Genomic DNA, 22,590 nt, shown 5'->3' with positions numbered 1-22,590 from the left:
GTTCCATGCGCGTGACGAGCAAAGGCCAAGTGACAATTCCACGGGATCTGCGGGAGACATTCGGGATTGGCGCCAACAGCGAAGTCATCTTTGGCATTGAGGGGGGCAAGATCACGATCACGCCGAAGCACGACAGGGGACGGCTTGCCGATCGCGAAAGACTCGATCGTTTTCTCGCTGCGCTTGATCGGCTTGAAGGCAGCGGCGATCAGACAATGAATGCTGACGATGTCATGGCTTTGACTCGGGATCGCTGATCTTGGCGACACTTGTCGACACCAATGTGCTTATTGATATCGCCGTTCGCGATCCCGTCTGGTCGAAATGGTCGCGGTCAAAAATGGCGGCTGCCCTTGAGAAGGGCAGCCTGGTCATCAATCAGATTATCTACGCCGAGTTTTCGATGCGCTATGAGGCCATCGATGATGTCGATGATGCCTTGCCCCAAGATGAGTTTCGGCGCGAAGGGCTCCCATTCGAAGCGGCCTTTGCGGCGTCGAGAGCGTTTTCGGTCTACCGGCGGCTGGGCGGACCTCGAGAGAGAGTGATGCCCGACTTCCTGATAGGTGCCCACGCTGCCATCCGAGGCTACCCCATTCTTACTCGCGATCCCGTAGGTTTCAGAAAGTACTTTCCAGATGTCGAGCTCATTACGCCCGATACCCACCCTTAACGAGGGCTGCATCCAATGATCGGCAAGCTCAAGGGCACGCTGGATGGGATCGACGAGGATCATTGCCTCGTCGACATCCATGGCGTCGGCTATGTCGCCTATTGCTCGGCGCGTACGCTGGCGGCGCTGCCTTCGCTCGGCGAAGCGATCATGCTGTTCATCGAGACCTATGTGCGCGAGGACATGCTGCGGCTCTACGGCTTCCAGTCGCAGCTCGAGCGCGAGTGGTTCCGGCTCTTGATGAACAATGTGCCGGGCGTCGGCGCCAAGGTGGCGCTGGCTATCCTATCGACGCTGGCGCCGGCAGATCTCGCCAATGCCATTGCGCTGCGTGACATCGCCATGGTTTCGCGCGCACCCGGCGTCGGCAAGAAGGTGGCCGAGCGCATCGTCACCGAATTGAAGAACAAGGCGCCGGCCTATGCCGGTTCGGCCTCGGGCACCATCGGCCTGAAGCAGGAACTCGGCGACGGCGTGGCATCCGCGCCGATCACCGACGCGGTCTCGGCACTGGTCAATCTCGGCTATTCGCGCGACACCGCCGCCAATGCGGTGGCAGCGGCGCTGAAGACGGCGGGCGGGGACGCGGATGCGCCGAAGCTGATCCGTTTCGGGTTGAAGGAACTGGCACGGTGAGTCGCTTGTTCAGCTCCTTGCCGTGTGCAAGGAAGGCGTTATGAGCCTGTCGCCCCGCCTGATTGCGCCGGAAAAACGCGGCGAGGATGCCGAGCAGACCTTGCGGCCGCAGACGCTTGACGATTTCGTCGGCCAGGCGGCGGTGCGGGCCAATCTCAAAGTGTTCATCGAGGCCGCCAAGGGCCGCAACGAGGCGCTCGACCATGTGCTGTTCGTCGGACCACCTGGCCTCGGCAAGACAACGCTGGCGCAGATCATGGCGCGTGAACTCGGCGTCAATTTCCGCTCGACCTCTGGTCCAGTCATCGCCAAGGCCGGCGACCTCGCGGCACTGCTGACCAATCTCGAAGAAGGCGACGTGCTGTTCATCGACGAGATCCACCGGCTGAGCCCGGCGGTGGAGGAAATCCTCTATCCGGCGATGGAGGATTTCCAGCTCGACCTGATCATCGGCGAGGGGCCGGCGGCGCGCTCGGTCAAGATCGATCTCGCCCGCTTCACCCTGGTCGCCGCCACAACGCGACTTGGCCTGCTCACCAACCCGCTGCGCGACCGTTTCGGCATTCCGGTGCGGCTCAATTTCTACACGGTCGAGGAGTTGGAGCAGATCGTGCGGCGCGGCGCGCGCATCCTGCAAATGCCGCTCGGCGATGATGGCGCACTGGAGATCGCGCGGCGTGCGCGCGGCACGCCACGCATCGCCGGCCGGCTGCTGCGCCGCGTGCGCGATTTCGCCTCGGTCGCCGGCGACGGCCATGTCGACCGCAAGATCGCCGACGAGGCGCTTACCCGGCTGGAGGTCGACGCGCTCGGCCTCGACGCGCTCGACCGCCGGTACCTGTCGATGATCGCGCGCAATTTCGGCGGCGGGCCGGTCGGCATCGAAACGATCGCCGCCGGCCTGTCCGAGCCGCGCGACGCCATCGAGGACATCATCGAGCCCTATCTCATCCAGCAGGGTTTCATCCAGCGCACGCCGCGCGGCCGGATGCTGACGGCCAATGCCTGGCGCCATCTCGGCCTCGACGCGCCGAAGGACCTGGCGCAGCGGCAGATCAACCTGTTCCAGGAAGAGTAATTTTCCAACGCGCCGCTACGTTTGCGCAAACTCTCCTCGTCCTGGTCGGCTTGCCGGCGAGCCATGACAACCAGATGTGGGTTCCTGCGGTTGATCGGCTGGTTGATCGTCTCCGGCGGCCTCGGCTTCAGCATTCTGCCGGTGCGTTTTGGGATGCGCCCCGAAATCCTGTAGATCGACCTTGGCTAAATCCAAATCGCCTCAGTGAAGTGACTTGATCGTGTCCAGCACATCCGGCTCAGCCTTGTCGTCGCTGAAGGCATCGACGATGCCGAAGGCGCCACCATAGCTCCACACCGACCATGAGAAGCCATGCGCTTCGGCGCGCGCGATCACGTCCCTGACATAGGCGGCCCGGTACTCGGCCGGCATCACATAGGCGTTGCCGTATTCCTGGCGGATCATGCCGAACTCGCCGAGCGTGATGTTTTCGGGCTTGACGCCGTTGGCCTTCGCCCACGCCTCGACCTTTTTGAACGGCGCATCCATCAAGCCGAGCAGCTTGCCGGGACTGTCCATGCTGGCGACCTGTTCGTCGAGATAGGCAAGCAGGCCGCTCTGCCGAGCCCATGGCGCCTCTGCCTTGATCCTGGCGCGGATGGTGTCGAGCGTCACGTCGAGCTGTGCCTGCGGCACCGCGGTCAGCGGATAGGGCAGGCCGGTCACATACGGGATGAAGTCGCCGGCCCAGGTCGCACCCTGATGGGTCAGCAGGAACGGATCGTAGGAGTGGAAGGTCCAGATGACATTGTCGTCCGGGATCGCCTTCGGATCGATCTTCTCAAGCGACGAGGCGTCGGAATAGCAGGCGCCGGTCAGCACCAGGGTCAGTTTCGTCGCCGAGGATCGCGCCGCGGCGAACAGTTTGCGCTGGCGGTCCGGCCACAGGCTGGTGCCGTCGCTGTCGCAATCGACGACCGGTTCGTTCATCGGTTCGAAAGCGACCTGGGCGGGATCTTCGCTCGCCAGCGTGCGGGCCATCCTGCGCACCATCTCGACATATTCGTCGAAGGTTTGCGGGTCGTCCATGACTTGCGCCATGCCGATCTTGCGGCTGCCGCCGGCCGCGGTCAGGTGCATGTCGACGACCACCTTCAGCCCGGCGCGGTTGGTCATGCGCACCGAATCCAGCACGCTGGCATAGAGATCGTCGCGCAACGCCACGGTCTGGCCGGACAGGAACGGAGATGGATCGACCGGCATGCGCAGGAAATCGAAGCCCGCGTCCTTCAGTGCCTTGAGATCGTCTTCCCCAAGGAATTTGCGCCATTCGGGGTAGGGCAGGATGGCCTTGGCGTCGCCCCACTGGTCCTCGCCTGGCCAAGTGACCCACTGGTCCAGATTGAGGCCGTGCTTCATCGAGAAGGTCGCCGCATGGCTGGGCCACACCAACGCCGTGAGCACAAACAACACCGCCGTCAAGGTCTTGATCATCGCCGTCAACAGTGCCATCCGATGCTATGTCACGCGGGAAACAGGTGCCTCGTCGGGACTGAAAAAGGAAGCGCAATGGGCGATCATGGTGAATCGGCGACGCTGCTGGCCGGCATTTCCGGTGCGCTGACGGCGTCCGGCCACCGGCTGATGGCGCGGGTCTATTACGCCGACACCGATTTCTCGGGTGTCGTCTATCATGCGCGTTATCTCGAATTCTTCGAACGCGGCCGCTCCGACTATCTGAGACTCACTGGCGTGCATCACACCGAACTTGCCGAAGGCAAGCATGGCGAAAAAATTGTTTGGGTGGTGCGGCGCATGGAGATCGATTTTCGCGGTCCCGCCCGCATCGACGACATCCTGACGGTCGATACAAGCACCGAGGATATTTCCGGCGCGCGCATCTTCATGGCGCAGCAGCTCAAGCGCGGCGACGAGGTGCTGGTCGAGGCCAAGGTCGAGGCGGCGATCATCGGCGAGAATGGCCGCCCAAGGCGCTTTCCGAGGGAATGGGTGGCGGCGTTCATGCCCAAGGCCGCTGCTGACTAGCCCCATTGTGATCAATAGGGATGGCTTGCGCCTTGCCACTGGGCGTGGCAATGCGCCGCGCCTTATATACTAACCCATCCTTAACCATAACGGTTCATGAAGAGATTGGTGAAGATTGGCGTGATCGTGCGCCTTCCTTTCACCAACATTTGCCCCGAAAAGGCCGCTAACGGCACAGTTTGGGGTTGTTCCGGTAGCTTCGTGCGACCGACCACAAGGGATGCCAGGGGCCAGCCGCCAGCTTCGCCCGGAAAATCTTAAGGACGTAACGATGGAAAATATCGCACTCGCCGATCCGGGCGCGCAATTGTCGGTTTGGGCGCTGTTCAGCCAGGCCAGCTGGGTGGTCAAACTGGTCATGATCGGCTTGCTCTGCGCTTCGGTCTGGACCTGGGCGATCATCGTCGACAAGCTGGTTTCCTATGCCCGCATGCGAATGTCGCTCAACCGGTTCGAGCAGGTGTTCTGGTCGGGGCAGTCGCTGGAGGAGCTTTACCGGACGCTCGCCGACCGCAAGACCACCGGCATGGGCGCCATTTTCGTGGCCGCGATGCGCGAGTGGAAGAAGAGCTTCGAGAAGGGCGCCAAGTCGCCGCTCGGGCTGCAGACCCGCATCGACAAGGCGATGGACCTTGCGCTGACCCGCGAGATGGAGAAGCTGGAGGGCCGCCTCGGCTTCCTCGCCACCACCGGCTCGGCGGCACCTTTCATCGGCCTGTTCGGCACCGTCATCGGTATCATGACCTCGTTCCAGGCGATTGCCGGTTCCAAGAACACCAGTCTCGCGGTGGTTGCGCCCGGCATTGCCGAAGCGCTGCTGGCGACGGCCATCGGCCTGCTCGCCGCCATCCCCGCCGTCATCGCCTACAACAAGCTGTCGTCCGACGCGAGCAAGATAGCGGTGCGCATGGAAGGGTTCTCCGACGAGTTCTCCGCCATACTCTCGCGCCAAATCGATGAAAAAGTGGCCCCCAAGGCCTGAGGAGTAGCAGATGGGTATGTCCATGGGCATGGGAGGGCGCGGCGGGCGCGGCCACAGGCGGCGCGGCCGTCACCATGCACTGATGTCGGAGATCAACGTCACGCCGATGGTCGACGTGATGCTTGTGCTGCTGATCATCTTCATGGTCGCCGCACCGATGCTGACGGTCGGCGTGCCGATCGACCTGCCGGACACGCAGGCCAAGGCGATGAATGCCGACACGCAGCCGATCACCGTCTCGATCAACGCCACCGGCCAGATCTACCTGCAGGAAACCGAGATCCCGATCGAGGAGCTGGTGGCCAAGCTGCAGGCGATCTCGAAGACCGGCTATGAAGAGCGCATCTTCATCCGTGGCGACAGGTCCACCGACTATGGCACGGCGATGAAGGTGATGGCCCGCATTTCGGCCGCCGGTTACAAGAATATCGGCCTCGTTTCGTTGCAGGAACAGGATCAGTAGACAAGAAGATGAAGACCGGCCTCACCACATCGGTGATCTTGCATGCGGCGGCGCTGACCTTCGGCCTGTTCACGCTGACGGCGCCGGCCGCGCTTCCGTCCTCCGACGTCGAGTCGGTCGCGGTCGATATCGTGCCGATGGAAGCCATCGCGCAGACGTTGCAGGGCGACAAGAAGGCCGTGATGCATGAAAAGCCTGCACCCGTGCCGACGCAGCGTCCGGACGTCGTGCCGGATGCGCAGAAGGTTGGCGAGAACAGCGTCGATACCGACAAGCCGATAACGCCGGAAGCCAAGCCCAAGCCCGTCGACATGACATCGGCTCCGCCGCCCGCGCCGACACCGATCGAAAAGCCGAAGCCCGAGGACGTGCCGAAGCCTCAGGAAAAGCCCAAGCCCACGCCGGCAACGGAAGTGGCGCCGGCACCGACGCCCAAGGAAGAGGTCAAGCCCGAGCCGGTCAAGCAGGTCGACCCCAAGCCGACACCGGCCAAGCCGGCGCCGACCCCGCCGCCGCAGGACAAGACCGCGGCAATAGATCCGACGCCCGAGGTCAAGCCTGACGCCGTCGCCGAAGCCATAGCGCAGGAGCCGCCTGCCGAAGCGACACAGCTGCCGGACTCGGCACCCGCGCCGGAAGCCCGGCCGAAGCCGCAGCCGGCACAGGCCGAAAGCGCCAAGGCGCCGGACCGCAAGGATGCCGACAAGCCGGTCAAGGAAGCCTCGTCGAAGCCGAAGTCCGACGACAAGCAATTCAACGCCGACGAGATTTCCGCTCTCCTCGACAAGCAGAAGCCATCGGGCGGCGGCGCCAAGCGCTCGACCCAGCAGGCATCGCTCGGCGGCGACAAGGACCAGGGCCAGAAGCTTTCCAGGTCGGAAATGGGCGCCCTGGAAAGCCAGCTCGGCGGCTGCTGGACCCTTCCCGCGGGCCTTGAAGGTTCCGAGAACTTCGTCGTCGTGGTGCGGTTCAACCTGGATGCCTCCGGCAAGCTGGACGGGCGACCGGCGGTCGAAAAGTCAAGCGGAAACCGTCAGTTCGACGAAAGTGCCGTTCGCGCGGTGCAAAAATGCGATGTCACCGGCCTGCAGGTTCCCGCGGGCAAGCAGGATATCTGGGCCGACGTCCGCGTCACCTTCGATCCAAGGGAGATGCTGGGCCTCTAGGGCCCGCGTATCCGAAAATCAGTACGAGAAGCGAGAAGACATGAAATCAATCCTCAAGCCGCTCCTGATGGTCGCAGCAATGGCGATGGGCATGACCGCTGTCGGCACGTTGCCGGCGCTGGCGCTCGTCGAGCTCAACGTCAACAAGGGCAATGTGGAGCCGCTGCCGATCGCCATCACCGATTTCCAGGGCGGCGACGCGCTTGGCGCGCAGATTTCGCAGATCGTCACCGCCGACCTGAAGCGCTCGGGGCTGTTTGCGCCGATCGACAAGAGCGCCTTTATCGAGAAGATCACCAACCCGGATGCAGCGCCGCGCTTCGACGACTGGAAGGTCATCAACGCGCAGGCCTTGGTCACCGGCAGCGTCAGCAAGGAAGCCGACGGCCGTATCCGCGCCCAGTACCGGTTGTGGGATACGTTTGCCGGCCAGCAGATGTCCGGCGAGCAGTTCTTCGCCAACGACGCCAATCAGCGGCGTGTCGCCCACATCATCGCCGACGCCATCTATGAGCGGCTGACCGGCGAAAAAGGCTATTTCGACACCCGCGTCGTCTTCATCGACGAATCCGGCGCCAAGAACGCGCGCAAGAAGCGCCTCGCCATCATGGACCAGGACGGCGCCAACATCCGCTATCTCTCGGATGGCAAGTCGATCGTGCTGACGCCGCGTTTCTCGCCGAACCGGCAGGAAATCACCTACATGTCCTATGAGAGCGGTCAGCCGCGGGTCTACCTGCTGCAGATCGAGACCGGCCAGCGTGAACTGGTCGGAAATTTCCCCGGGATGACCTTTGCGCCGCGCTTTTCGCCAGACGGCCAGAAGGTGATCATGAGCCTGCTGCGCGACGACGGCAATTCCAACATCTTCGCCATGGATCTGCGCAGCCGTTCGACGACGCGGCTGACCAATTCGACCGCCATCGACACCTCGCCGTCCTATTCGCCCGACGGCAGCAAGGTGGTGTTCACCTCCGACCGCGGCGGCCGTGCGCAGATCTACGTGATGGGCGCCGACGGCTCGGGCCAGACCCGCATCTCCTTCGGCGACGGTGTCTACTCGACGCCGGTGTGGTCACCGCGCGGCGACCTGATCGCCTTCACCAAGCAGACCGGCGGCGAATTCCAGATCGGCGTCATGAAAACCGACGGCTCGGGCGAGCGCATCCTGTCCTCAGGCTTCCAGCAGGAGGGGCCGACCTGGGCGCCGAACGGCCGCGTGCTGATGTTCTTCCGCGACTCCGCCGGTGGGCCAAAACTGATTTCGGTCGATCTTACCGGGCGTAACGAGCAGTCGATCCCGACGGCGAATTTCGCTTCGGACCCGGCCTGGTCGCCGCTGCTGGAGTAAGGGACGAATTGGAGAAATGAAGAATTGAAGAGATGGAGAAACCGGGGAATTATATAAAGCGTGCGAAGGATCTAGAAGTCTATAAGCGCGCTTATGCGGTTTCTCTTGACGTACATAAAGCTACGCTCGCTTTCCCGAAGATTGAGCAATACGCACTGGCCGATCAGTTGCGTCGTTCCAGCAAGGGAATCTGCGCCAATCTGGCTGAAGGGTCGCCAAACAGACGCACTCCAAACCCGAATTCGCACGTTTCATTTCAATGGCGATGGGGTCGTGCAGTGAAGTGGACACCTGGATTTCGTACGCGTTCGACCTTGGATACATTACCCAAGCGCAGCTCGTGGAATGGCTGCAATCCTATGCCCATATCTACGGCATGCTGGTGAATCTGAGAGAGAAGCTAAGGTGATTTCTCTCTTCAGTTCTTCGATTCCTCACCTCTTCAATTCCCCCTTTTCCATGCATTGGTCGCGTTTTTGCCGCATTTCCGCCTAGGGTCCGCGCCAACTGTGGCTCATGGCCAAACAGCTGCGGACGGGCAGCTTAAACCAAAATTTAACCGTGTTTCTTGAATGCCGGTTAACCCAAACGTGGTTACTGGGTGATCAACGAAATCACTCGAATACGATCACTCGAAATACGAAGGAGAGGCGGCATGGGCCGTATCGCAGCACTTACCAGAAACCCGGTCATGATCGCGCTGGTGGCGATGCTCGCCATCGCCGGTTGCGCCTCGAAGAAGACGCCGAATAACGCGGCCGATCTTGGCCTCAACGGCGCTGGTGCGGCAACGCCCGGATCGGCGCAGGACTTCACCGTCAACATCGGCGACCGTATCTTCTTCGATACGGACTCGACCTCGATCCGTGCCGATGCGCAGACGACGCTGGCTCGTCAGGCACAATGGCTGAACCAGTACAAGCAGTATGCCATCGTCATCGAAGGCCATGCCGACGAGCGCGGCACGCGTGAATACAATCTGGCGCTCGGCGCCCGCCGCGCCGCCGCCACCCGCGACTTCCTCGTGGCCAAGGGTGTTTCTGCCAGCCGTCTCAAGACCATCTCATACGGCAAGGAACGTCCGGTCGCGGTGTGTGACGACATCTCCTGCTGGTCGCAGAACCGCCGTGCGGTCACCACGCTCAGCGGTGCCGGTTCCTGAGGCATCAATCGACCGGCGCGTCAAAAGAACGCGCGGCGGTCTAGCGGTAAAAATGCAACATACCTATGCGAAAGGCGGCCTCCGGGCCGCCTTTTTCATATCCGGATGCCCGAAACAAAATTTGGCCGAAGTCTCGGCTCCTGCTATGAGCCGAGGGCGCTTGGCTGGTCCCATTCTGATTGGAAGGCGCGAACAAGCTAACGAAATCACGGCGAGAGGCACATGCATTTGAGATCGGTTCTGAGCGGCACGCTTGCGCTGCTGCTCCTATCAGGCGTCACCGCCCTGGCTAGCGGCTTGGGGGCTAGCGGCACAGGGCAATCAACCGACAGCGGCTTTTCCTTCCATCTGCCCAGCATCGAATTGCCCAGCATTTTCGGTCAAAAGAAAAAACAGGATCAGGTCCAGATGGTGCAGTCCGATCCTGCCGCCGTCACCAGCCTGGAAGAGCAGTTGCGGCAGATGAACGGCAAGATCGAGGAACTCAATTTCCAAGTCCTGCAAATGCAGGAGCAGATTCGCAAGCAGCAGGAAGACAACGAATTCCGCTTCCAGCAGCTTGAAGGCGGCACGCAAGGAGCACAGCCGCCGGCACAGAAGAAATCAGACGCCACCACCGGCACCGACACCAACGTGGCAGCGGCCCCGGCAACACAGGCGCCGGCCGATGCCGGCGCCGCGCCCGGCAACAACCAGTCAGCAGGCGGCAAGACGGTCGAGGACGTCATCGTCGAATCGCCCGATGGCGACCCCGGCAAGATGATTCCCGGTACGGGAGCGCCTGAAAAGACCTTCGGAACCATCACCGTCGACAAGAACGGCAATGTCGTCGATGCCGGCGGCAACACCCAGTCGACCACGCCGGCGCAGGAAACCGCGCCTGCCACCGGCGCGCCTCCCAAGGCCGGCAAATCCGATACGGTGATCGCCGCGTTGCCCGCCACCAACGATCCGGAGGAGCTCTACCGCAACTCCTATCAGTTCATCCTCTCGGGTGATTACGGCACCGCCGAACAGGGTTTTCGCGACCACATCGCCCGCTTCCCCAGGGATGCGAAGACGGCGGACGCGCATTACTGGCTGGGCGAGTCGCTGCTCGGCCAGCAGAAATACCGCGACGCCGCGGAGACTTTCCTTGCCGCCAGCAAGGACTACCCCAAGGCCAAGAAGGCTCCCGACATGTTGCTGAAGCTCGGCGTGTCGCTGGTCGGCCTCAAGCAGCACGACGTTGCCTGCGCCACCTTCAGCGAGGTCGGCAAGCGCTACCCTGATATTTCCAGTGCGCTCAAGGAACGCGTCAAGCAGGAGAAGGCCCTGGCTGCGTGCTGATCTTTCTGATGCATGTCGTTGTCCCGGGGCCACTTTTGGGCGACACGCATTGATGCTCGACATCGAGCCTGAATTTTCGACCAGAATTTTTTCGCACATCGATTTTACCAGCGGCGCTGTTGCGGCCGTGTCCGGCGGCAGCGACTCGACCGCCCTGCTCCTTCTTCTAAAATACCATCTCGACCGCACGGCGCCGGCAACCAAGCTGCTGGCGGTGACGATCGACCACGGGTTGCGAGCCGGTTCGGCAGCGGAAGCGCAAGCGGTGGCGAAGCTGTGCGCGACATACGGAATTTCACACCGCATCATGACGTGGTCGGGCCTCAAGCCGCCGACCGGCCTGCCTGCAGCGGCGCGCGAAGTGCGCTACCGGCTGCTGGCCGAGGCAGCACAAGCGGAAGGCATCGGCCTGATCCTGACCGGCCATACCGCCGACGACCAGGCGGAAACGGTGCTGATGCGGCAAGCACGGGATGATGGCCGAGAGTTTGCCGGTATGGCGGGCCGCGGACTTGCCGGCATGGCGCCGGCTACCTTGTATGATTGGCGCAGCTGGATCGTGCGGCCGCTCCTCGGTGAGCGGCGCTCGACACTGCGCGACGTCCTGCGGCGTCGAAATGTCGACTGGGCCGACGACCCGACCAATGTCGACGAGGCTTTCGAGCGGCCGCGCATGCGCGCTATGCTCGCCGGCCGGGACGGCGTGCGGCGCATCGATGATGCGCTGGCGCTGGCCGCGCACGAGGGCAAGGCGCGCCGGCAGCTTGGCCTCGCAGCCGCGGACTTGATCCGCCGTTTCGCGGCTCAGCCTGGGGCGGGGCTCGTTCGTCTCGATCCGGGTTTTTTGAGCACCGGTGACGATCGGGCAGCCGTCTATGCGTTGCGCATCCTGCTGGCCACCACCGGCGGGATCCCCTTCCTGCCGGATCAGGCCCGCGGCGAGGCGCTGTTCGGCCGGCTCAAGGCCGGATTTCTTTGCGCCACATTGTCGCGGACGGTTGTCGATTTCCGGCGCGCCGGCATCTTCCTGCGGCGCGAGGCGCGCGGCTTGCCCGCAGCAGCTGCCGCCGACAGCACCCTGTGGGATGGTCGCCGGCACATCACATTGAACGACAGCAGCGGCGCATTGTTGATTGCCCCGTTCGGTACGGCGGCGGCGAAGCGGCTGGCAATGGGCGACGGAAAAATCCCGCCGAGCCTAATGCGCGCCGCACTCGCCGCCGAGCCGGCATTGTGGCGATCCGGTGAATGCCTTGGATTGCCCGGGCATGGAACCGTGTCCGCGACGGTTGAAGCGCGGCCGGTCGTTGCGCCCTTCGCCCGCTTTCTGCCGTCCTTCGACCTGGCGCCGGCGCGGGCCGTCGCCGGGCTGATTGGCGCTGCCCCGGTCCCGCCCTTGCCTTTCCGCGGCCACAGTGCCGGTTGATGGTGGGCGAAAGCTTAACCCCGACGTGCTGTTATGCTTGGCAAGGGGAGGTGCTCTCCCTATGTTAGGCGCAAGTTTCCTCTCATGACGCGTGTCCGCCCCGCGGACGCCAACGGGACAATTGATGAATCCGAACTATCGCAACCTCGCGCTCTGGGCGATCATAGCGGTCCTGCTCATCGCCCTGTTCAATCTGTTCCAGACGCCGCAGACGCGAGGGGCCTCCAGCGATGTGCCGTATTCGCAGTTCCTGCAGGACGTCGCGGCGGGCCGGGTCAAGACGGTGACCATCGCCGGAGCCCGCATCACCGGCACCTACACCGACAATGCCAGCGGCTTCCAGACCTATTCGCCCGGCGATCCGTCGCTGGTCTCGCGGCTGCAGGACAAGAACGTCACCATCAATGCGCGGCCTGAGAGTGACGGCTCCAATTCGCTGTTCGGCTATCTGATCTCATGGCTGCCGATGATCCTCATCCTCGGCGTCTGGATATTCTTCATGCGCCAGATGCAGTCCGGCTCCGGGCGCGCCATGGGTTTCGGCAAGTCGAAGGCCAAGCTGCTCACCGAAGCGCATGGCCGCGTCACCTTCCAGGATGTCGCCGGCGTCGACGAAGCCAAGCAAGATCTGGAAGAGATCGTCGAGTTCCTGCGCGATCCGCAGAAGTTCCAGCGGCTCGGCGGCAAGATTCCGCGCGGTGTGCTGCTTGTCGGTCCTCCGGGAACCGGCAAGACGCTGCTCGCCCGTTCGGTCGCCGGCGAAGCCAATGTGCCGTTCTTCACAATTTCCGGTTCGGACTTCGTCGAGATGTTCGTCGGCGTCGGTGCAAGCCGCGTCCGCGACATGTTCGACCAGGCCAAGAAGAATGCGCCCTGCATAATCTTCATCGACGAAATCGACGCCGTCGGCCGCCATCGCGGCGCTGGCCTCGGCGGCGGCAATGACGAACGCGAGCAGACGCTGAACCAGCTGCTGGTCGAAATGGATGGCTTCGAATCAAACGAAAGCATCATCCTGATCGCCGCCACCAACCGTCCCGACGTGCTCGATCCGGCACTGCTCAGGCCAGGCCGCTTCGACCGCCAGGTCGTGGTGCCGAACCCCGACATCGTCGGCCGCGAGAAGATCCTCAAGGTGCATGTGCGCAACGTGCCGCTGGCACCCAATGTCGACCTCAAGGTGATCGCGCGCGGTACGCCCGGCTTCTCCGGTGCCGACCTGATGAATCTCGTCAACGAGTCCGCGCTGATGGCGGCACGCCGCAACAAGCGCCTCGTCACCATGGCCGAATTCGAGGACGCCAAGGACAAGATCATGATGGGCGCCGAGCGTCGTTCGTCGGCCATGACGCAGGCCGAGAAGGAGCTCACCGCCTACCATGAGGCCGGTCATGCCATTCTCGCGCTCAACGTGCCGTCGGCCGACCCGCTGCACAAGGCCACCATCATCCCGCGTGGCCGGGCGCTCGGCATGGTCATGCAGTTGCCGGAAGGCGACCGCTATTCGATGAGCTACAAATACATGATCTCGCGTCTCGCCATCATGATGGGTGGCCGTGTCGCCGAGGAGTTCAAGTTCGGTAAGGAAAACATCACCTCGGGCGCCTCCTCGGACATCGAGCAGGCGACCAAGCTGGCCCGCGCCATGGTCACGCGCTGGGGTTTTTCCGACAAGCTTGGCCATGTCGCTTACGGCGACAACCAGGAGGAAGTGTTCCTCGGCCATTCAGTGGCGCGCACGCAGAACGTCTCGGAAGAGACCGCGCAGATCATCGACGCCGAAGTGCGCCGCCTGATCGACGAGGCCTATTCGACGGCGAAGTCCATCCTGACCAAGAAGAAGAAGGAATGGATCGCGTTGGCGCAAGGCCTGCTGGAATACGAGACGCTGTCCGGCGAGGAGATCAAGCAGTTGATCGCCGGCCACAAGCCCGCGCGCGACCTCGGCGACGACACGCCGCCAAGCCGGGGCTCGGCCGTGCCGAAGTCCGGCGGCCGGCGCAAGAAGGGACCGGAGCCGGAAGGCGGCATGGAACCGCAGCCATCGAGCTGAGTTCGACAAGAAATTGATTTTAGAAACGCCGCGGCATGGTCCGCGGCGTTTTTTTGCTTGGAGGCTTTGCCGCTCGTCTGCCTAGCTTAAAGGTGGGCCAATTGTTGAAGCCGGCGCTGCCCCTCATCTGCCTGCCGGCATCTTCTCCCCGTATAGTGACTGTGTAGTGACGGAGAGAAGTGCGCCGCCTCCCGGCGATTTCGCCAATCACCTGCGTTGCCAGGATGGCGCCGGCGTTGCGGTCAGCTACTTTCTCCCCGCCACTATACGGGGAGTTGAGGGAGTGGTCCGCGAAGCGGACGAAAAGCCAATTGCTTGGCTTTTCGAACGACGAATGCCCGGCAAGGCAATGGGCGGCGCCATCGAGCGCGAATGGCCCGCCCGGCATTTGACAAGAAAAAAGCCCGCGAACCTTGGGCTCGCGGGCTTTTTCTTGTTCAGATGTTGTTGTCGTTCAGCTCTTCAGCTTGGCGTTGCACAGGCTGTAGAAGCCGCCCCCCTTCTGGATCCACTTGAGGCCACCAAGCGCATTGGCGTCCTTGAGGGCATAGTACTGGTCGAGGCAAGTATGCATGCGGCCCTTGCCAGGGGTCTCGCTGGAATATTTCGGCGAGATCGCTGACGGGAACGTGACGCCCTTGGGTGCAACCGTGGTCGGTTTCGCCGGCTCCTTGGTGTAGCTCGCCTCGTCGGCGGCTGGTACGGTGTCGTCATCCGACGCGCTGGCGCCGCACTCGGTCTTGCGGAAGTCGTTCCACTTCATGCCTTTCAGCGTGTCGGCTGTCTTGGCAGCCTGATACTTGGTGCTGCATTCGGCCATGCTCAGACCCTTGCCGCCACTGTCGGCGGGAGCCGCGGCAGCCTTGGTGGTTGCCGGCTTGGCGGCAGCGGCGGATGCACCGGCGGCGCATTCGGACTTGCGGAAGTCGTTCCACTTCATGCCGTTCAGGGTGCCGGCGGCCTTTGCCGCCTGGTACTTGGCGCTGCATTCCTTCGCCGTCAGACCCTTGGCCGTGCTGTCGTCGGCCGTAGCGGCCGCCTTGGCCGGCTTCGTCTCGGCAGCCTTCTTGGTGTCGGCGGTTGCCTTTGTGTCGGCTGCCTTTGTGTCGGTTGCCTTGGTGTCGGTCTTGGCCGCTGCGTCGGTGCCGCACTGGGCCTTGCGGAACTGGTTCCAGGTCGCCCCGGCGAGTGTCCCCGCATCCTTGGCGGCGTTGTATTTCGTGCTGCACTCGGCCATCGTCAGTGCGTTGGCTGGCGCGGCCAGAAACAAGGTCGCGACGGCGAGGCCGGTCAAAGTAGCAAGTCGGTGGATGAGCATAGCGTTTCTCCGTTGCGGCAGCCCATGATACGTCCCGACGAATCAATAACGCTCAACGGCCGGTTGCGCCAGATGCTAAGTAGCGTATATATCGGCGAAAGCTGGGGCTTTGCCGATAAGGTGATGAAATCGTTGTTCGTTGCCGGCTTCAAAGCAAGATTTTCCAGGTGCATCCGCGCTGAAAGTCTCGCATGACTGGTATATTCAGCATGGCAGTCTCAGCATGCCAGGTTGCAGTCATGTTGTGTGCAGTGCACAACAAGGATTTTCTAAGGATTGGTAACATATAATCACACAATGTGATCAAGGCGCCCCGGCCAATTGTGGCATGACGTGCTGGGGAAGAACGTTAAGGAATTGGGCTAGCATGGCAGGGAATTATTTCGGCACGGACGGCATTCGCGGGCGCGCCAACAAGTTTCCGATGACCGCGGAAATCGCGATGCGGGTCGGCATGGCCGCCGGCCTCTCCTTCCAGCGCGGCAGCCACCGTCATCGTGTCGTGCTCGGCAAGGACACCAGGCTTTCCGGCTATATGATCGAGAATGCCATGGTCGCCGGTCTTTGTGCCGCCGGCATGGACGTGTTCCTGCTCGGCCCGATCCCGACTCCGGCGGTCGCCATGCTGGTGCGTTCGCTGCGCGCCGATATCGGCGTCATGATCTCGGCTTCGCACAATCCCTATTACGACAACGGCATCAAGCTGTTCGGACCCGACGGCTACAAGCTCTCCGACGAGATCGAGGAGCGCATCGAGAGCATGCTCGACAAGGATATCGAACTGGCGCTCGCCGATTCCGACGGGCTTGGCCGCGCCAAGCGCGTCGACGGCGTGCATGACCGCTACATCGAATTCGCCAAGCGCACCTTGCCGCGCTCGATGTCACTCTCGGGCTTGAGGATCGTCGTCGATTGCGCCAATGGCGCGGCCTACAAGGTGGCGCCCGAGGTGCTGTGGGAACTGGGCGCCGAAGTCGTCGCCATCAATGTCGAGCCCAACGGCTTCAACATCAACAAGGAATGCGGCTCGACCCATCCCGCCGGTCTGCAGAAGAAGGTGCACGAAGTGCGCGCCGACATCGGTATCGCGCTCGATGGCGATGCCGATCGCGTCGTCATTGTCGATGAGAACGGTGCGATCGTCGATGGCGACCAGATCATGGCGCTGATCGCCGAATCCTGGCACCAGAGCGGGCGGCTCGCCGGCGGCGGCGTCGTTTCGACGGTCATGTCCAATCTCGGCCTCGAGCGCTTCCTCGGCGACATGAAGCTGCAATTGCACCGCACCAAGGTCGGCGACCGTTATGTCGTCGAGCATATGCGCGCGCATGGGCTGAATGTCGGCGGCGAACAATCCGGCCATATCGTGCTGTCGGACTTCTCGACCACCGGCGATGGCCTCGTTTCGGCGCTGCAGGTGCTGGCCTGCATCAAGCGGCAGGGGCGGCCGGTCAGCGAACTGTCGAAGAAGTTCGAACCGGTGCCGCAGCTCCTGAAGAACGTCCATATTTCCGGCGGCAAGCCGCTTGAGGAAGCGCCAGTCAAGGCGGCCATCGAAGACGCCCGCCACCGCCTCGGCAAGGCCGGGCGGCTGGTTATTCGGCCCTCCGGCACGGAACCGCTGATCCGCGTCATGGCCGAGGGCGACGACCCGCAACTGGTCGAGTCCATCGTCAATGGGATCGTTGAGGTTATCTCCGAAACGCGCAGCGCAGCTTAATCACAAGCCCGCCCGCGAGGGTGCCGCACACATATCTTCACCAGCTCGAGCCCGCCCTTCCTGCGGGCTTTTTTGGACGGTCCGGCAGTCGATTCCGGCATCCTGAAGCCGCTCCACCATGCCTCGAACTTTCGGGATTCGTGGTTAAGCAACAGGGTTAAACGCCCTTTAACCTTTGCACTTCATTATCCACGACTGAAAAGCAATTGCATTCGGACACGATAGCCGTTCCGAACTTCTCAGGGGTGACAAGCATGTTCAATACAGCCAGAAAGGTCCTGCTCGCCTTACTATTTGCAGGCCTGGCAGGACCGCTGTTCGCGGCCGACCTGCCGGAACCGGTGGTCGAGGAAGCTCCGCCTCCGGCCGTCTACGAGCAGCCGGTCGAAGTCGGCGGCTGGTACATCCGCGGTGACATCGACTATCACAAGTCGACCCTGCGCGGCATCGACTATATGACCTATACCGTCGATCCCTGTAACTGTACGGTCACGCCCGGCACCAGAAGCTTCGATTTCGGCAAGCTCAAGGGCGGCTTCTCGCTCGGTGCCGGCGTCGGCTACAAGATCAACGACTACTTCCGCACCGATCTGACTGCCGACTATTGGTTCAAGTCGAACTTCAACGGCGGCACGTCGGATATCAACGGGACTTCGACCGAAGTGTCGAAAATGAGCGCCCTGCTGCTGCTTGCCAATGCCTATGTCGATCTCGGCACCTATAGTGGCATCACGCCCTACGTCGGCGCCGGCATCGGCGGTGCGCGCGTCAAGTGGGATACTGTCTACGACCCGAACACCACCGAGACCAACCCGGGAGCCTCCAACTGGCGCTTCGCCTACGCTCTGATGGCCGGCGCTTCCTACTGCCTGACCGACAAAATCATCCTCGACGCGGGCTATCGCTTCAGCCACATCCAGGGCGGCCGCATGTTCGAATGGGATGTCAGCAGCTCCGGACCCGGCTTCGATCGCGGCATCAACACACACGAAGTGCGCGGCGGCCTGCGCTATCAGTTCGGTGGCAACAACGGTTGCGCCGCGCCGGTCGTGGCCTACCAGCCCGAACCCGAGCCGATCTACACCAAGTAACACCAGCATTACCTGAAATTCTCGCGAACCGCCCGGCATCAGCCGGGCGGTTTTCGTTTGCACCGCCCCGATGAGACCCTGCCGGAAATGAATTCGCTAACGCTCTGTTAGCCTTAACCGGCACTTAACCACTATGGTTAACAATGCTTCCTGAAACGATGGCTGCCGTTGCTATTCCTGGCGGCGCCAAATTCGGGAGTCGGGGACCATGAAAATCATTTCGCGTATGACGCTGGCACTTGGCGCCTTAGCCCTCTTGCCGCTGACGCCCGTGCACGCCGCCGACTACGACCCGCCGATCTATGTCGACCAGGCGCCCGATTATGTGCCGGTCGAGGTCGGCTCCGGCTGGTATCTGCGCGGCGATGTCTCGTACCTGGCGCAGAAGAGCTTCAGGAACGACAATTTCGCCTTCACGCCGGCAAGCTTCAGCGACAAGGAAGACCCCATCTTTGCCAGCATCGGCTTCGGCTACCATTTCAACGACTATCTGCGCGCCGATCTCAATCTGGGCTATCTGCCCGGCAACAAGATCGGCGTCGGCTATGACGATTCAGCGACTGCGGCAGAGCCGACCGTGGCATCGGCGTCCCTGAAGAACTACGCCTTCTCGGGCATGCTCAATGGCTATGTCGATCTTGGCACCTATGTCGGGATCACGCCTTATCTCGGCGCCGGTATCGGTGTCGTCCGCAGCAAGCGCAGCCTCTCGGCTAGCTACTTCACCGACAACAGCGATCCCAGCGATGATTTCGTACTGAATGACAGCAAGACCCAGTACTCCCTGGCCTATACGCTGAATGCCGGCCTTGCCTATCAGGTGACGAAGAACGTTTCCGTCGATCTGGGCTATCAGTATTTCTCCGCCCCGGATGCCGAATATGTGACAGCCGAAAGCCTGACCTCCTATCCGATCAAAAAGGGGATCAGCAACCACCAGGTCAAGCTCGGGCTGCGCTACGATCTCTGGTAGGCGCCGCGAGCACGAGGATCAGGACGGCGGATCTTCGGGTCCGCCGTTTGCGTTTGAAGTCACGCCATCCTGATCACAGATCGCCAGTATCCCGCCAGCGACAAAAACTTTCCTCTTGACGCCCGAAGCCTGAACGCATATCGCCGTCCGTGGGCCACCCCTCCCCAACGAGGGGCCACTATCTGGAAGGATAGACCACGATGACGACGCATACGAAGCCCGGACTCCGTCCGGCAAACCCCAATTTTTCCTCAGGTCCCTGCGCAAAGCGCCCCGGCTGGTCGGTCGAGGCGCTGAACAATGCCGCGCTCGGCCGTTCCCACCGCGCCAGGATCGGCAAGGCCAAGCTCGAACAGGCGATCGAGCTGACGCGGGAAATTCTCCAGGTCCCGGCGGACTACCGCATCGGCATCGTACCGGCGTCGGACACCGGCGCGGTCGAGATGGCGCTGTGGTCGCTGCTCGGCGAGCGCGGCGTCGACATGGTCGCCTGGGAGAGCTTTGGCTCCGGCTGGGTCACCGACGTGGTCAAGCAATTGAAGCTCGCCGATGTGCGCAAGATCGAAGCCGGCTACGGCGAACTGCCCGTCCTCACAAAGATCGATTTCGACCGCGATGTGGTCTTCACCTGGAATGGCACCACGTCCGGCGTGCGCGTGCCGAATGGCGATTTCATTCCCGCGGATCGCAAGGGCCTGACCATCTGCGACGCGACTTCGGCCGCCTTCGCACAGAGGCTCGATTTCGAAAAACTCGATGTCGTCACCTTCTCCTGGCAGAAGGTGCTGGGCGGCGAGGGCGCGCACGGCATGCTGATCCTGTCACCCCGCGCGGTCGAGCGGCTGGAGATCTATAAGCCTTCATGGCCGCTGCCGAAAATCTTCCGCCTGACCTCGGGCGGCAAGTTGATCGAAGGCATCTTCAAGGGCGAGACCATCAACACGCCGTCGATGCTGTGCGTCGAGGACTATCTCGATGCGCTCAACTGGGCGAAGTCGATCGGCGGCCTCGAAGGGCTGATCGCCAGGGCGGATGCCAATGCGGCCGTCCTCGATCGCTTTGTCGCCAAGTCCTCATGGCTCGGTCATCTCGCCGTCCAGCCGGCGACGCGGTCGAACACGTCCGTGTGTCTGTCCTTCACCGATCCGGATGTGTCCGCGCTCGACGCCGATGGGCAAGCGGCCTTCGCCAAGGGCTTGGTCTCCACGCTCGACAAGGAAGGTGTCGCCTACGACATCGGCGCCTATCGTGACGCACCGCCCGGCCTGCGCGTCTGGTGCGGCGCGACCGTCGAGACGTCGGATCTCGAAGCATTGCTGCCCTGGCTCGACTGGGCCTTCGCCGCGCAGAAGGCGTCGCTTAAAGCGGCTGCCTAATCCCTCCCCCTTGAGGGGAGGGGTGGCCCGAATGGCCGGGTGGGGTCCTCTCCACCCAGCTCCACGTTACCAACATCAACAGATTAGGCCGCGTCCGGCCGTACCGATCCCACCCCGGCGCTTCGCGCCGACCCTCCCCTCAAGCGGGAGGGACGCCAATCGCAAAGGACCAAACTATGCCCCGCGTTCTCGTCTCGGACAAACTTTCTCCCACCGCCGTGCAGATATTCAAGGATCGTGGCGTCGAGGTCGACTATCTGCCCGATCTCGGCAAGGACAAGGAAAAGCTGCTCGAAGTGATCGGCCAGTATGATGGCCTCGCCATCCGCTCGGCGACCAAGGTCACCGAAAAGTTGATCAACGCCGCCACGAAACTCAAAGTCGTCGGCCGCGCCGGCATCGGCGTCGACAATGTCGACATCCCGGCGGCGAGCCGCAAGGGCATCATCGTGATGAACACGCCCTTCGGCAATTCGATCACGACAGCCGAACATGCGGTGGCGATGATCTTCGCGCTTGCCCGCCAGATCCCGGAAGCCAACGCTTCGACCCATGCCGGCAAATGGGAGAAGAACCGCTTCATGGGCGTCGAGATCACCGGCAAGACGCTGGGCGTGATCGGCTGCGGCAACATCGGCTCGATCGTCGCGACGCGCGGCGTCGGGTTGAAGATGCATGTCATCGCCTTCGACCCGTTCCTATCGGACAAACGCGCCGAGGAACTCGGCGTCGACAAGGTCGAGCTGGACGAGCTTTTCGCCCGCGCCGACTTCATCACGCTGCATACGCCGCTGACCGACAAGACGCGCAACATCATCGACGCCGCGGCCATCTCCAAGATGAAGAACGGTGTGCGCATCATCAACTGCGCCCGCGGCGGGCTGATCGTCGAAGCCGATCTGGTCGCGGCGCTGAAGAGCGGCAAGGTGGCGGGCGCGGGCGTCGACGTGTTCGAGGTCGAGCCGGCCGAGCAGAATGCGTTGTTCGGCATGGAGAATGTGGTGGCGACGCCGCATCTCGGCGCCTCGACGGCGGAAGCGCAAGAGAATGTTGCGCTGCAGGTCGCCGAACAGATGGCCGACTATCTGATCAAGGGTGCCGTCTCCAATGCCATCAACATGCCGTCGATCACCGCCGAGGAAGCCCCGCGGCTGAAGCCCTTCGTCAAGCTCGCCGAAGTGCTCGGCGCCTTTGTCGGCCAGGTCACAGAAGACCCGATCAAGGAGGTCGAGATCCTGTTCGACGGCTCGACGGCGACAATGAATACCCGCGCGCTGATCAGTGCCGCGCTTGCCGGGCTGATCCGGCCGCAGGTCTCCGACGTCAACATGGTGTCGGCGCCGATCATGGTGAAGGAGCGCGGCATCATCGTTGCCGAGGTCAAGCGCGACAAGTCGGGCGTGTTCGACGGCTACATCAAGCTGACGGTGACGACCGAGCACAAGACGCGCTCGATCGCCGGGACCTGCTTCTCCGATGGCAAGCCGCGCTTCATCCAGATCAAGGGCATCAATCTCGATGCCGAGGTCGGCCAGCACATGCTCTACACGACCAATGCCGACGCGCCGGGCATCATCGGCCTGCTCGGCACCGTCTGCGGCGAGAACGGCGTCAACATCGCCAACTTCCAGCTTGGCCGCAACCGGCCGGGCGGCGATGCCATCGCGCTGCTCTATCTCGACGCGCCGTTCCCGGAGGCCGTGCTGGAAAAGGTCAAGGCGCACAAGTCGATCGATTCGGCCAAGCGGCTGCAGTTCGACATCAACGCGATGTGACCCAGGAGTTGCTGTGAAAGATCGAAGGGCGC

21 protein-coding genes and 1 pseudogene are annotated in these 22,590 nt (G+C 62.6%); 20 read left to right on the top strand and 2 right to left on the bottom strand.

Annotation, left to right across the window (positions count from 1 at the left end; genetic code table 11):
* The first annotated feature begins 5 nt into the window (after nucleotides 1-5).
* The 4 genes from NKH02_RS10420 to ruvB are packed head-to-tail and all read left to right on the top strand — an operon-like array spanning nucleotide 6 to nucleotide 2,387.
* Nucleotides 6-257, top strand: a complete 252-nt coding sequence (locus NKH02_RS10420; protein ID WP_224700539.1) for an AbrB/MazE/SpoVT family DNA-binding domain-containing protein — start codon at nucleotides 6-8, stop codon at nucleotides 255-257.
* A gap of 2 nt (nucleotides 258-259) precedes the next feature.
* Complete coding sequence (locus tag NKH02_RS10415; protein ID WP_352864888.1) at nucleotides 260-673, top strand: type II toxin-antitoxin system VapC family toxin; 414 nt, start codon at nucleotides 260-262, stop codon at nucleotides 671-673.
* 15 nt (nucleotides 674-688) lie between these two features.
* Complete coding sequence (ruvA, locus tag NKH02_RS10410) at nucleotides 689-1,309, top strand: Holliday junction branch migration protein RuvA (protein WP_352878430.1); 621 nt, start codon at nucleotides 689-691, stop codon at nucleotides 1,307-1,309.
* Nucleotides 1,310-1,349: 40 nt separating this feature from the next.
* Complete coding sequence (ruvB, locus tag NKH02_RS10405) at nucleotides 1,350-2,387, top strand: Holliday junction branch migration DNA helicase RuvB (RefSeq protein ID WP_352864883.1); 1,038 nt, start codon at nucleotides 1,350-1,352, stop codon at nucleotides 2,385-2,387.
* A gap of 201 nt (nucleotides 2,388-2,588) precedes the next feature.
* Here the strand turns inward: ruvB and NKH02_RS10400 are convergent, their stop codons facing one another.
* Entirely contained in the window at nucleotides 2,589-3,839 is a 1,251-nt protein-coding gene (locus tag NKH02_RS10400) for a glycoside hydrolase family 5 protein (protein ID WP_352878428.1), read from the bottom strand.
* 57 nt (nucleotides 3,840-3,896) lie between these two features.
* On the opposite strand from NKH02_RS10400, the gene ybgC reads away from it, so the two are divergent.
* The 11 genes and pseudogenes from ybgC (at nucleotide 3,897) to ftsH (ending at nucleotide 14,305) form a co-directional block, all read left to right on the top strand.
* A complete protein-coding gene (ybgC, locus tag NKH02_RS10395) occupies nucleotides 3,897-4,373 on the top strand; it encodes a tol-pal system-associated acyl-CoA thioesterase (RefSeq protein ID WP_352878425.1) in 477 nt (158 codons plus the stop codon).
* 271 nt (nucleotides 4,374-4,644) lie between these two features.
* Nucleotides 4,645-5,355, top strand: a complete 711-nt coding sequence (gene tolQ / locus NKH02_RS10390) for a protein TolQ (RefSeq protein WP_352864877.1) — start codon at nucleotides 4,645-4,647, stop codon at nucleotides 5,353-5,355.
* A 10-nt stretch (nucleotides 5,356-5,365) separates the two neighbouring features.
* Nucleotides 5,366-5,818, top strand: coding sequence for a protein TolR (gene tolR / locus NKH02_RS10385; RefSeq protein WP_352878422.1), 453 nt, complete (start codon nucleotides 5,366-5,368; stop codon nucleotides 5,816-5,818).
* An 8-nt stretch (nucleotides 5,819-5,826) separates the two neighbouring features.
* A complete protein-coding gene (gene tolA, locus NKH02_RS10380) occupies nucleotides 5,827-6,984 on the top strand; it encodes a cell envelope integrity protein TolA (RefSeq protein ID WP_352878419.1) in 1,158 nt (385 codons plus the stop codon).
* A gap of 40 nt (nucleotides 6,985-7,024) precedes the next feature.
* Nucleotides 7,025-8,335, top strand: coding sequence for a Tol-Pal system beta propeller repeat protein TolB (gene tolB / locus NKH02_RS10375; RefSeq protein WP_352864870.1), 1,311 nt, complete (start codon nucleotides 7,025-7,027; stop codon nucleotides 8,333-8,335).
* A gap of 32 nt (nucleotides 8,336-8,367) precedes the next feature.
* Nucleotides 8,368-8,505: pseudogene (locus NKH02_RS10370) on the top strand (four helix bundle protein); the annotation flags it as partial.
* A gap of 89 nt (nucleotides 8,506-8,594) precedes the next feature.
* Entirely contained in the window at nucleotides 8,595-8,744 is a 150-nt protein-coding gene (locus NKH02_RS10365) for a four helix bundle protein (protein ID WP_352878417.1), read from the top strand.
* Nucleotides 8,745-8,990: 246 nt separating this feature from the next.
* Complete coding sequence (pal, locus tag NKH02_RS10360; protein ID WP_056586484.1) at nucleotides 8,991-9,497, top strand: peptidoglycan-associated lipoprotein Pal; 507 nt, start codon at nucleotides 8,991-8,993, stop codon at nucleotides 9,495-9,497.
* Nucleotides 9,498-9,719: 222 nt separating this feature from the next.
* The gene (gene ybgF / locus NKH02_RS10355; protein ID WP_352864864.1) at nucleotides 9,720-10,826 is read left to right on the top strand and encodes a tol-pal system protein YbgF; all 1,107 of its coding nucleotides are present in this window, start codon (nucleotides 9,720-9,722) and stop codon (nucleotides 10,824-10,826) included.
* A 52-nt stretch (nucleotides 10,827-10,878) separates the two neighbouring features.
* On the top strand, nucleotides 10,879-12,252 hold the full coding sequence (gene tilS, locus NKH02_RS10350; protein ID WP_352878414.1) for a tRNA lysidine(34) synthetase TilS: 1,374 nt from the start codon (nucleotides 10,879-10,881) through the stop codon (nucleotides 12,250-12,252).
* 124 nt (nucleotides 12,253-12,376) lie between these two features.
* Nucleotides 12,377-14,305: an ATP-dependent zinc metalloprotease FtsH gene (ftsH, locus tag NKH02_RS10345; RefSeq protein ID WP_352864859.1), complete on the top strand. Its 1,929-nt coding sequence runs from the start codon at nucleotides 12,377-12,379 to the stop codon at nucleotides 14,303-14,305.
* A 454-nt stretch (nucleotides 14,306-14,759) separates the two neighbouring features.
* On the opposite strand, the gene NKH02_RS10340 is transcribed toward ftsH, so the two are convergent.
* On the bottom strand, nucleotides 14,760-15,623 hold the full coding sequence (locus NKH02_RS10340; RefSeq protein WP_352878411.1) for a hypothetical protein: 864 nt from the start codon (nucleotides 15,621-15,623) through the stop codon (nucleotides 14,760-14,762).
* 367 nt (nucleotides 15,624-15,990) lie between these two features.
* On the opposite strand from NKH02_RS10340, the gene glmM reads away from it, so the two are divergent.
* From glmM to serA, 5 genes are all read left to right on the top strand, one after another.
* Nucleotides 15,991-17,343, top strand: coding sequence for a phosphoglucosamine mutase (gene glmM / locus NKH02_RS10335; protein WP_352878408.1), 1,353 nt, complete (start codon nucleotides 15,991-15,993; stop codon nucleotides 17,341-17,343).
* Nucleotides 17,344-17,597: 254 nt separating this feature from the next.
* A complete protein-coding gene (locus NKH02_RS10330; RefSeq protein ID WP_352864854.1) occupies nucleotides 17,598-18,434 on the top strand; it encodes an outer membrane protein in 837 nt (278 codons plus the stop codon).
* A gap of 208 nt (nucleotides 18,435-18,642) precedes the next feature.
* Complete coding sequence (locus NKH02_RS10325; RefSeq protein ID WP_352864852.1) at nucleotides 18,643-19,407, top strand: outer membrane protein; 765 nt, start codon at nucleotides 18,643-18,645, stop codon at nucleotides 19,405-19,407.
* Nucleotides 19,408-19,607: 200 nt separating this feature from the next.
* Nucleotides 19,608-20,783 carry a phosphoserine transaminase gene (locus NKH02_RS10320; RefSeq protein ID WP_352878406.1) on the top strand — a complete coding sequence of 392 codons (1,176 nt, stop codon included), beginning with the start codon at nucleotides 19,608-19,610 and terminating at the stop codon, nucleotides 20,781-20,783.
* 176 nt (nucleotides 20,784-20,959) lie between these two features.
* Nucleotides 20,960-22,558 (top strand): phosphoglycerate dehydrogenase, encoded by a 1,599-nt coding sequence (gene serA, locus NKH02_RS10315; RefSeq protein WP_352878403.1) that lies wholly within the window; start codon nucleotides 20,960-20,962, stop codon nucleotides 22,556-22,558.
* Nucleotides 22,559-22,590: the final 32 nt, after the last annotated feature.

It is taken from the genome of Mesorhizobium sp. M1396, from assembly GCF_040317725.1.
Classification (GTDB): Bacteria; Pseudomonadota; Alphaproteobacteria; order Rhizobiales; family Rhizobiaceae; genus Mesorhizobium.
This window is presented reverse-complemented; position numbering and strand designations above follow the sequence as displayed.

Excerpts from the sequence above, each read along its gene's own strand:
- NKH02_RS10420 (WP_224700539.1), top strand. The coding sequence starts at position 6 with ATGCGCGTGACGAGCAAAGGCCAAGTGACAATTCCACGGGATCTGCGG.
- ftsH (WP_352864859.1), top strand. The coding sequence starts at position 12,377 with ATGAATCCGAACTATCGCAACCTCGCGCTCTGGGCGATCATAGCGGTC.
- ybgF (WP_352864864.1), top strand. The coding sequence starts at position 9,720 with ATGCATTTGAGATCGGTTCTGAGCGGCACGCTTGCGCTGCTGCTCCTA.
- tolA (WP_352878419.1), top strand. The coding sequence starts at position 5,827 with ATGAAGACCGGCCTCACCACATCGGTGATCTTGCATGCGGCGGCGCTG.
- NKH02_RS10340 (WP_352878411.1), bottom strand. The coding sequence starts at position 15,623 with ATGCTCATCCACCGACTTGCTACTTTGACCGGCCTCGCCGTCGCGACC.
- ybgC (WP_352878425.1), top strand. The coding sequence starts at position 3,897 with ATGGGCGATCATGGTGAATCGGCGACGCTGCTGGCCGGCATTTCCGGT.
- NKH02_RS10365 (WP_352878417.1), top strand. The coding sequence starts at position 8,595 with ATGGCGATGGGGTCGTGCAGTGAAGTGGACACCTGGATTTCGTACGCG.
- glmM (WP_352878408.1), top strand. The coding sequence starts at position 15,991 with ATGGCAGGGAATTATTTCGGCACGGACGGCATTCGCGGGCGCGCCAAC.
- tolQ (WP_352864877.1), top strand. The coding sequence starts at position 4,645 with ATGGAAAATATCGCACTCGCCGATCCGGGCGCGCAATTGTCGGTTTGG.
- tilS (WP_352878414.1), top strand. The coding sequence starts at position 10,879 with ATGCTCGACATCGAGCCTGAATTTTCGACCAGAATTTTTTCGCACATC.
- tolR (WP_352878422.1), top strand. The coding sequence starts at position 5,366 with ATGGGTATGTCCATGGGCATGGGAGGGCGCGGCGGGCGCGGCCACAGG.
- tolB (WP_352864870.1), top strand. The coding sequence starts at position 7,025 with ATGAAATCAATCCTCAAGCCGCTCCTGATGGTCGCAGCAATGGCGATG.
- NKH02_RS10325 (WP_352864852.1), top strand. The coding sequence starts at position 18,643 with ATGAAAATCATTTCGCGTATGACGCTGGCACTTGGCGCCTTAGCCCTC.
- NKH02_RS10320 (WP_352878406.1), top strand. The coding sequence starts at position 19,608 with ATGACGACGCATACGAAGCCCGGACTCCGTCCGGCAAACCCCAATTTT.
- serA (WP_352878403.1), top strand. The coding sequence starts at position 20,960 with ATGCCCCGCGTTCTCGTCTCGGACAAACTTTCTCCCACCGCCGTGCAG.
- ruvA (WP_352878430.1), top strand. The coding sequence starts at position 689 with ATGATCGGCAAGCTCAAGGGCACGCTGGATGGGATCGACGAGGATCAT.
- NKH02_RS10330 (WP_352864854.1), top strand. The coding sequence starts at position 17,598 with ATGTTCAATACAGCCAGAAAGGTCCTGCTCGCCTTACTATTTGCAGGC.
- NKH02_RS10400 (WP_352878428.1), bottom strand. The coding sequence starts at position 3,839 with ATGGCACTGTTGACGGCGATGATCAAGACCTTGACGGCGGTGTTGTTT.
- pal (WP_056586484.1), top strand. The coding sequence starts at position 8,991 with ATGGGCCGTATCGCAGCACTTACCAGAAACCCGGTCATGATCGCGCTG.
- ruvB (WP_352864883.1), top strand. The coding sequence starts at position 1,350 with ATGAGCCTGTCGCCCCGCCTGATTGCGCCGGAAAAACGCGGCGAGGAT.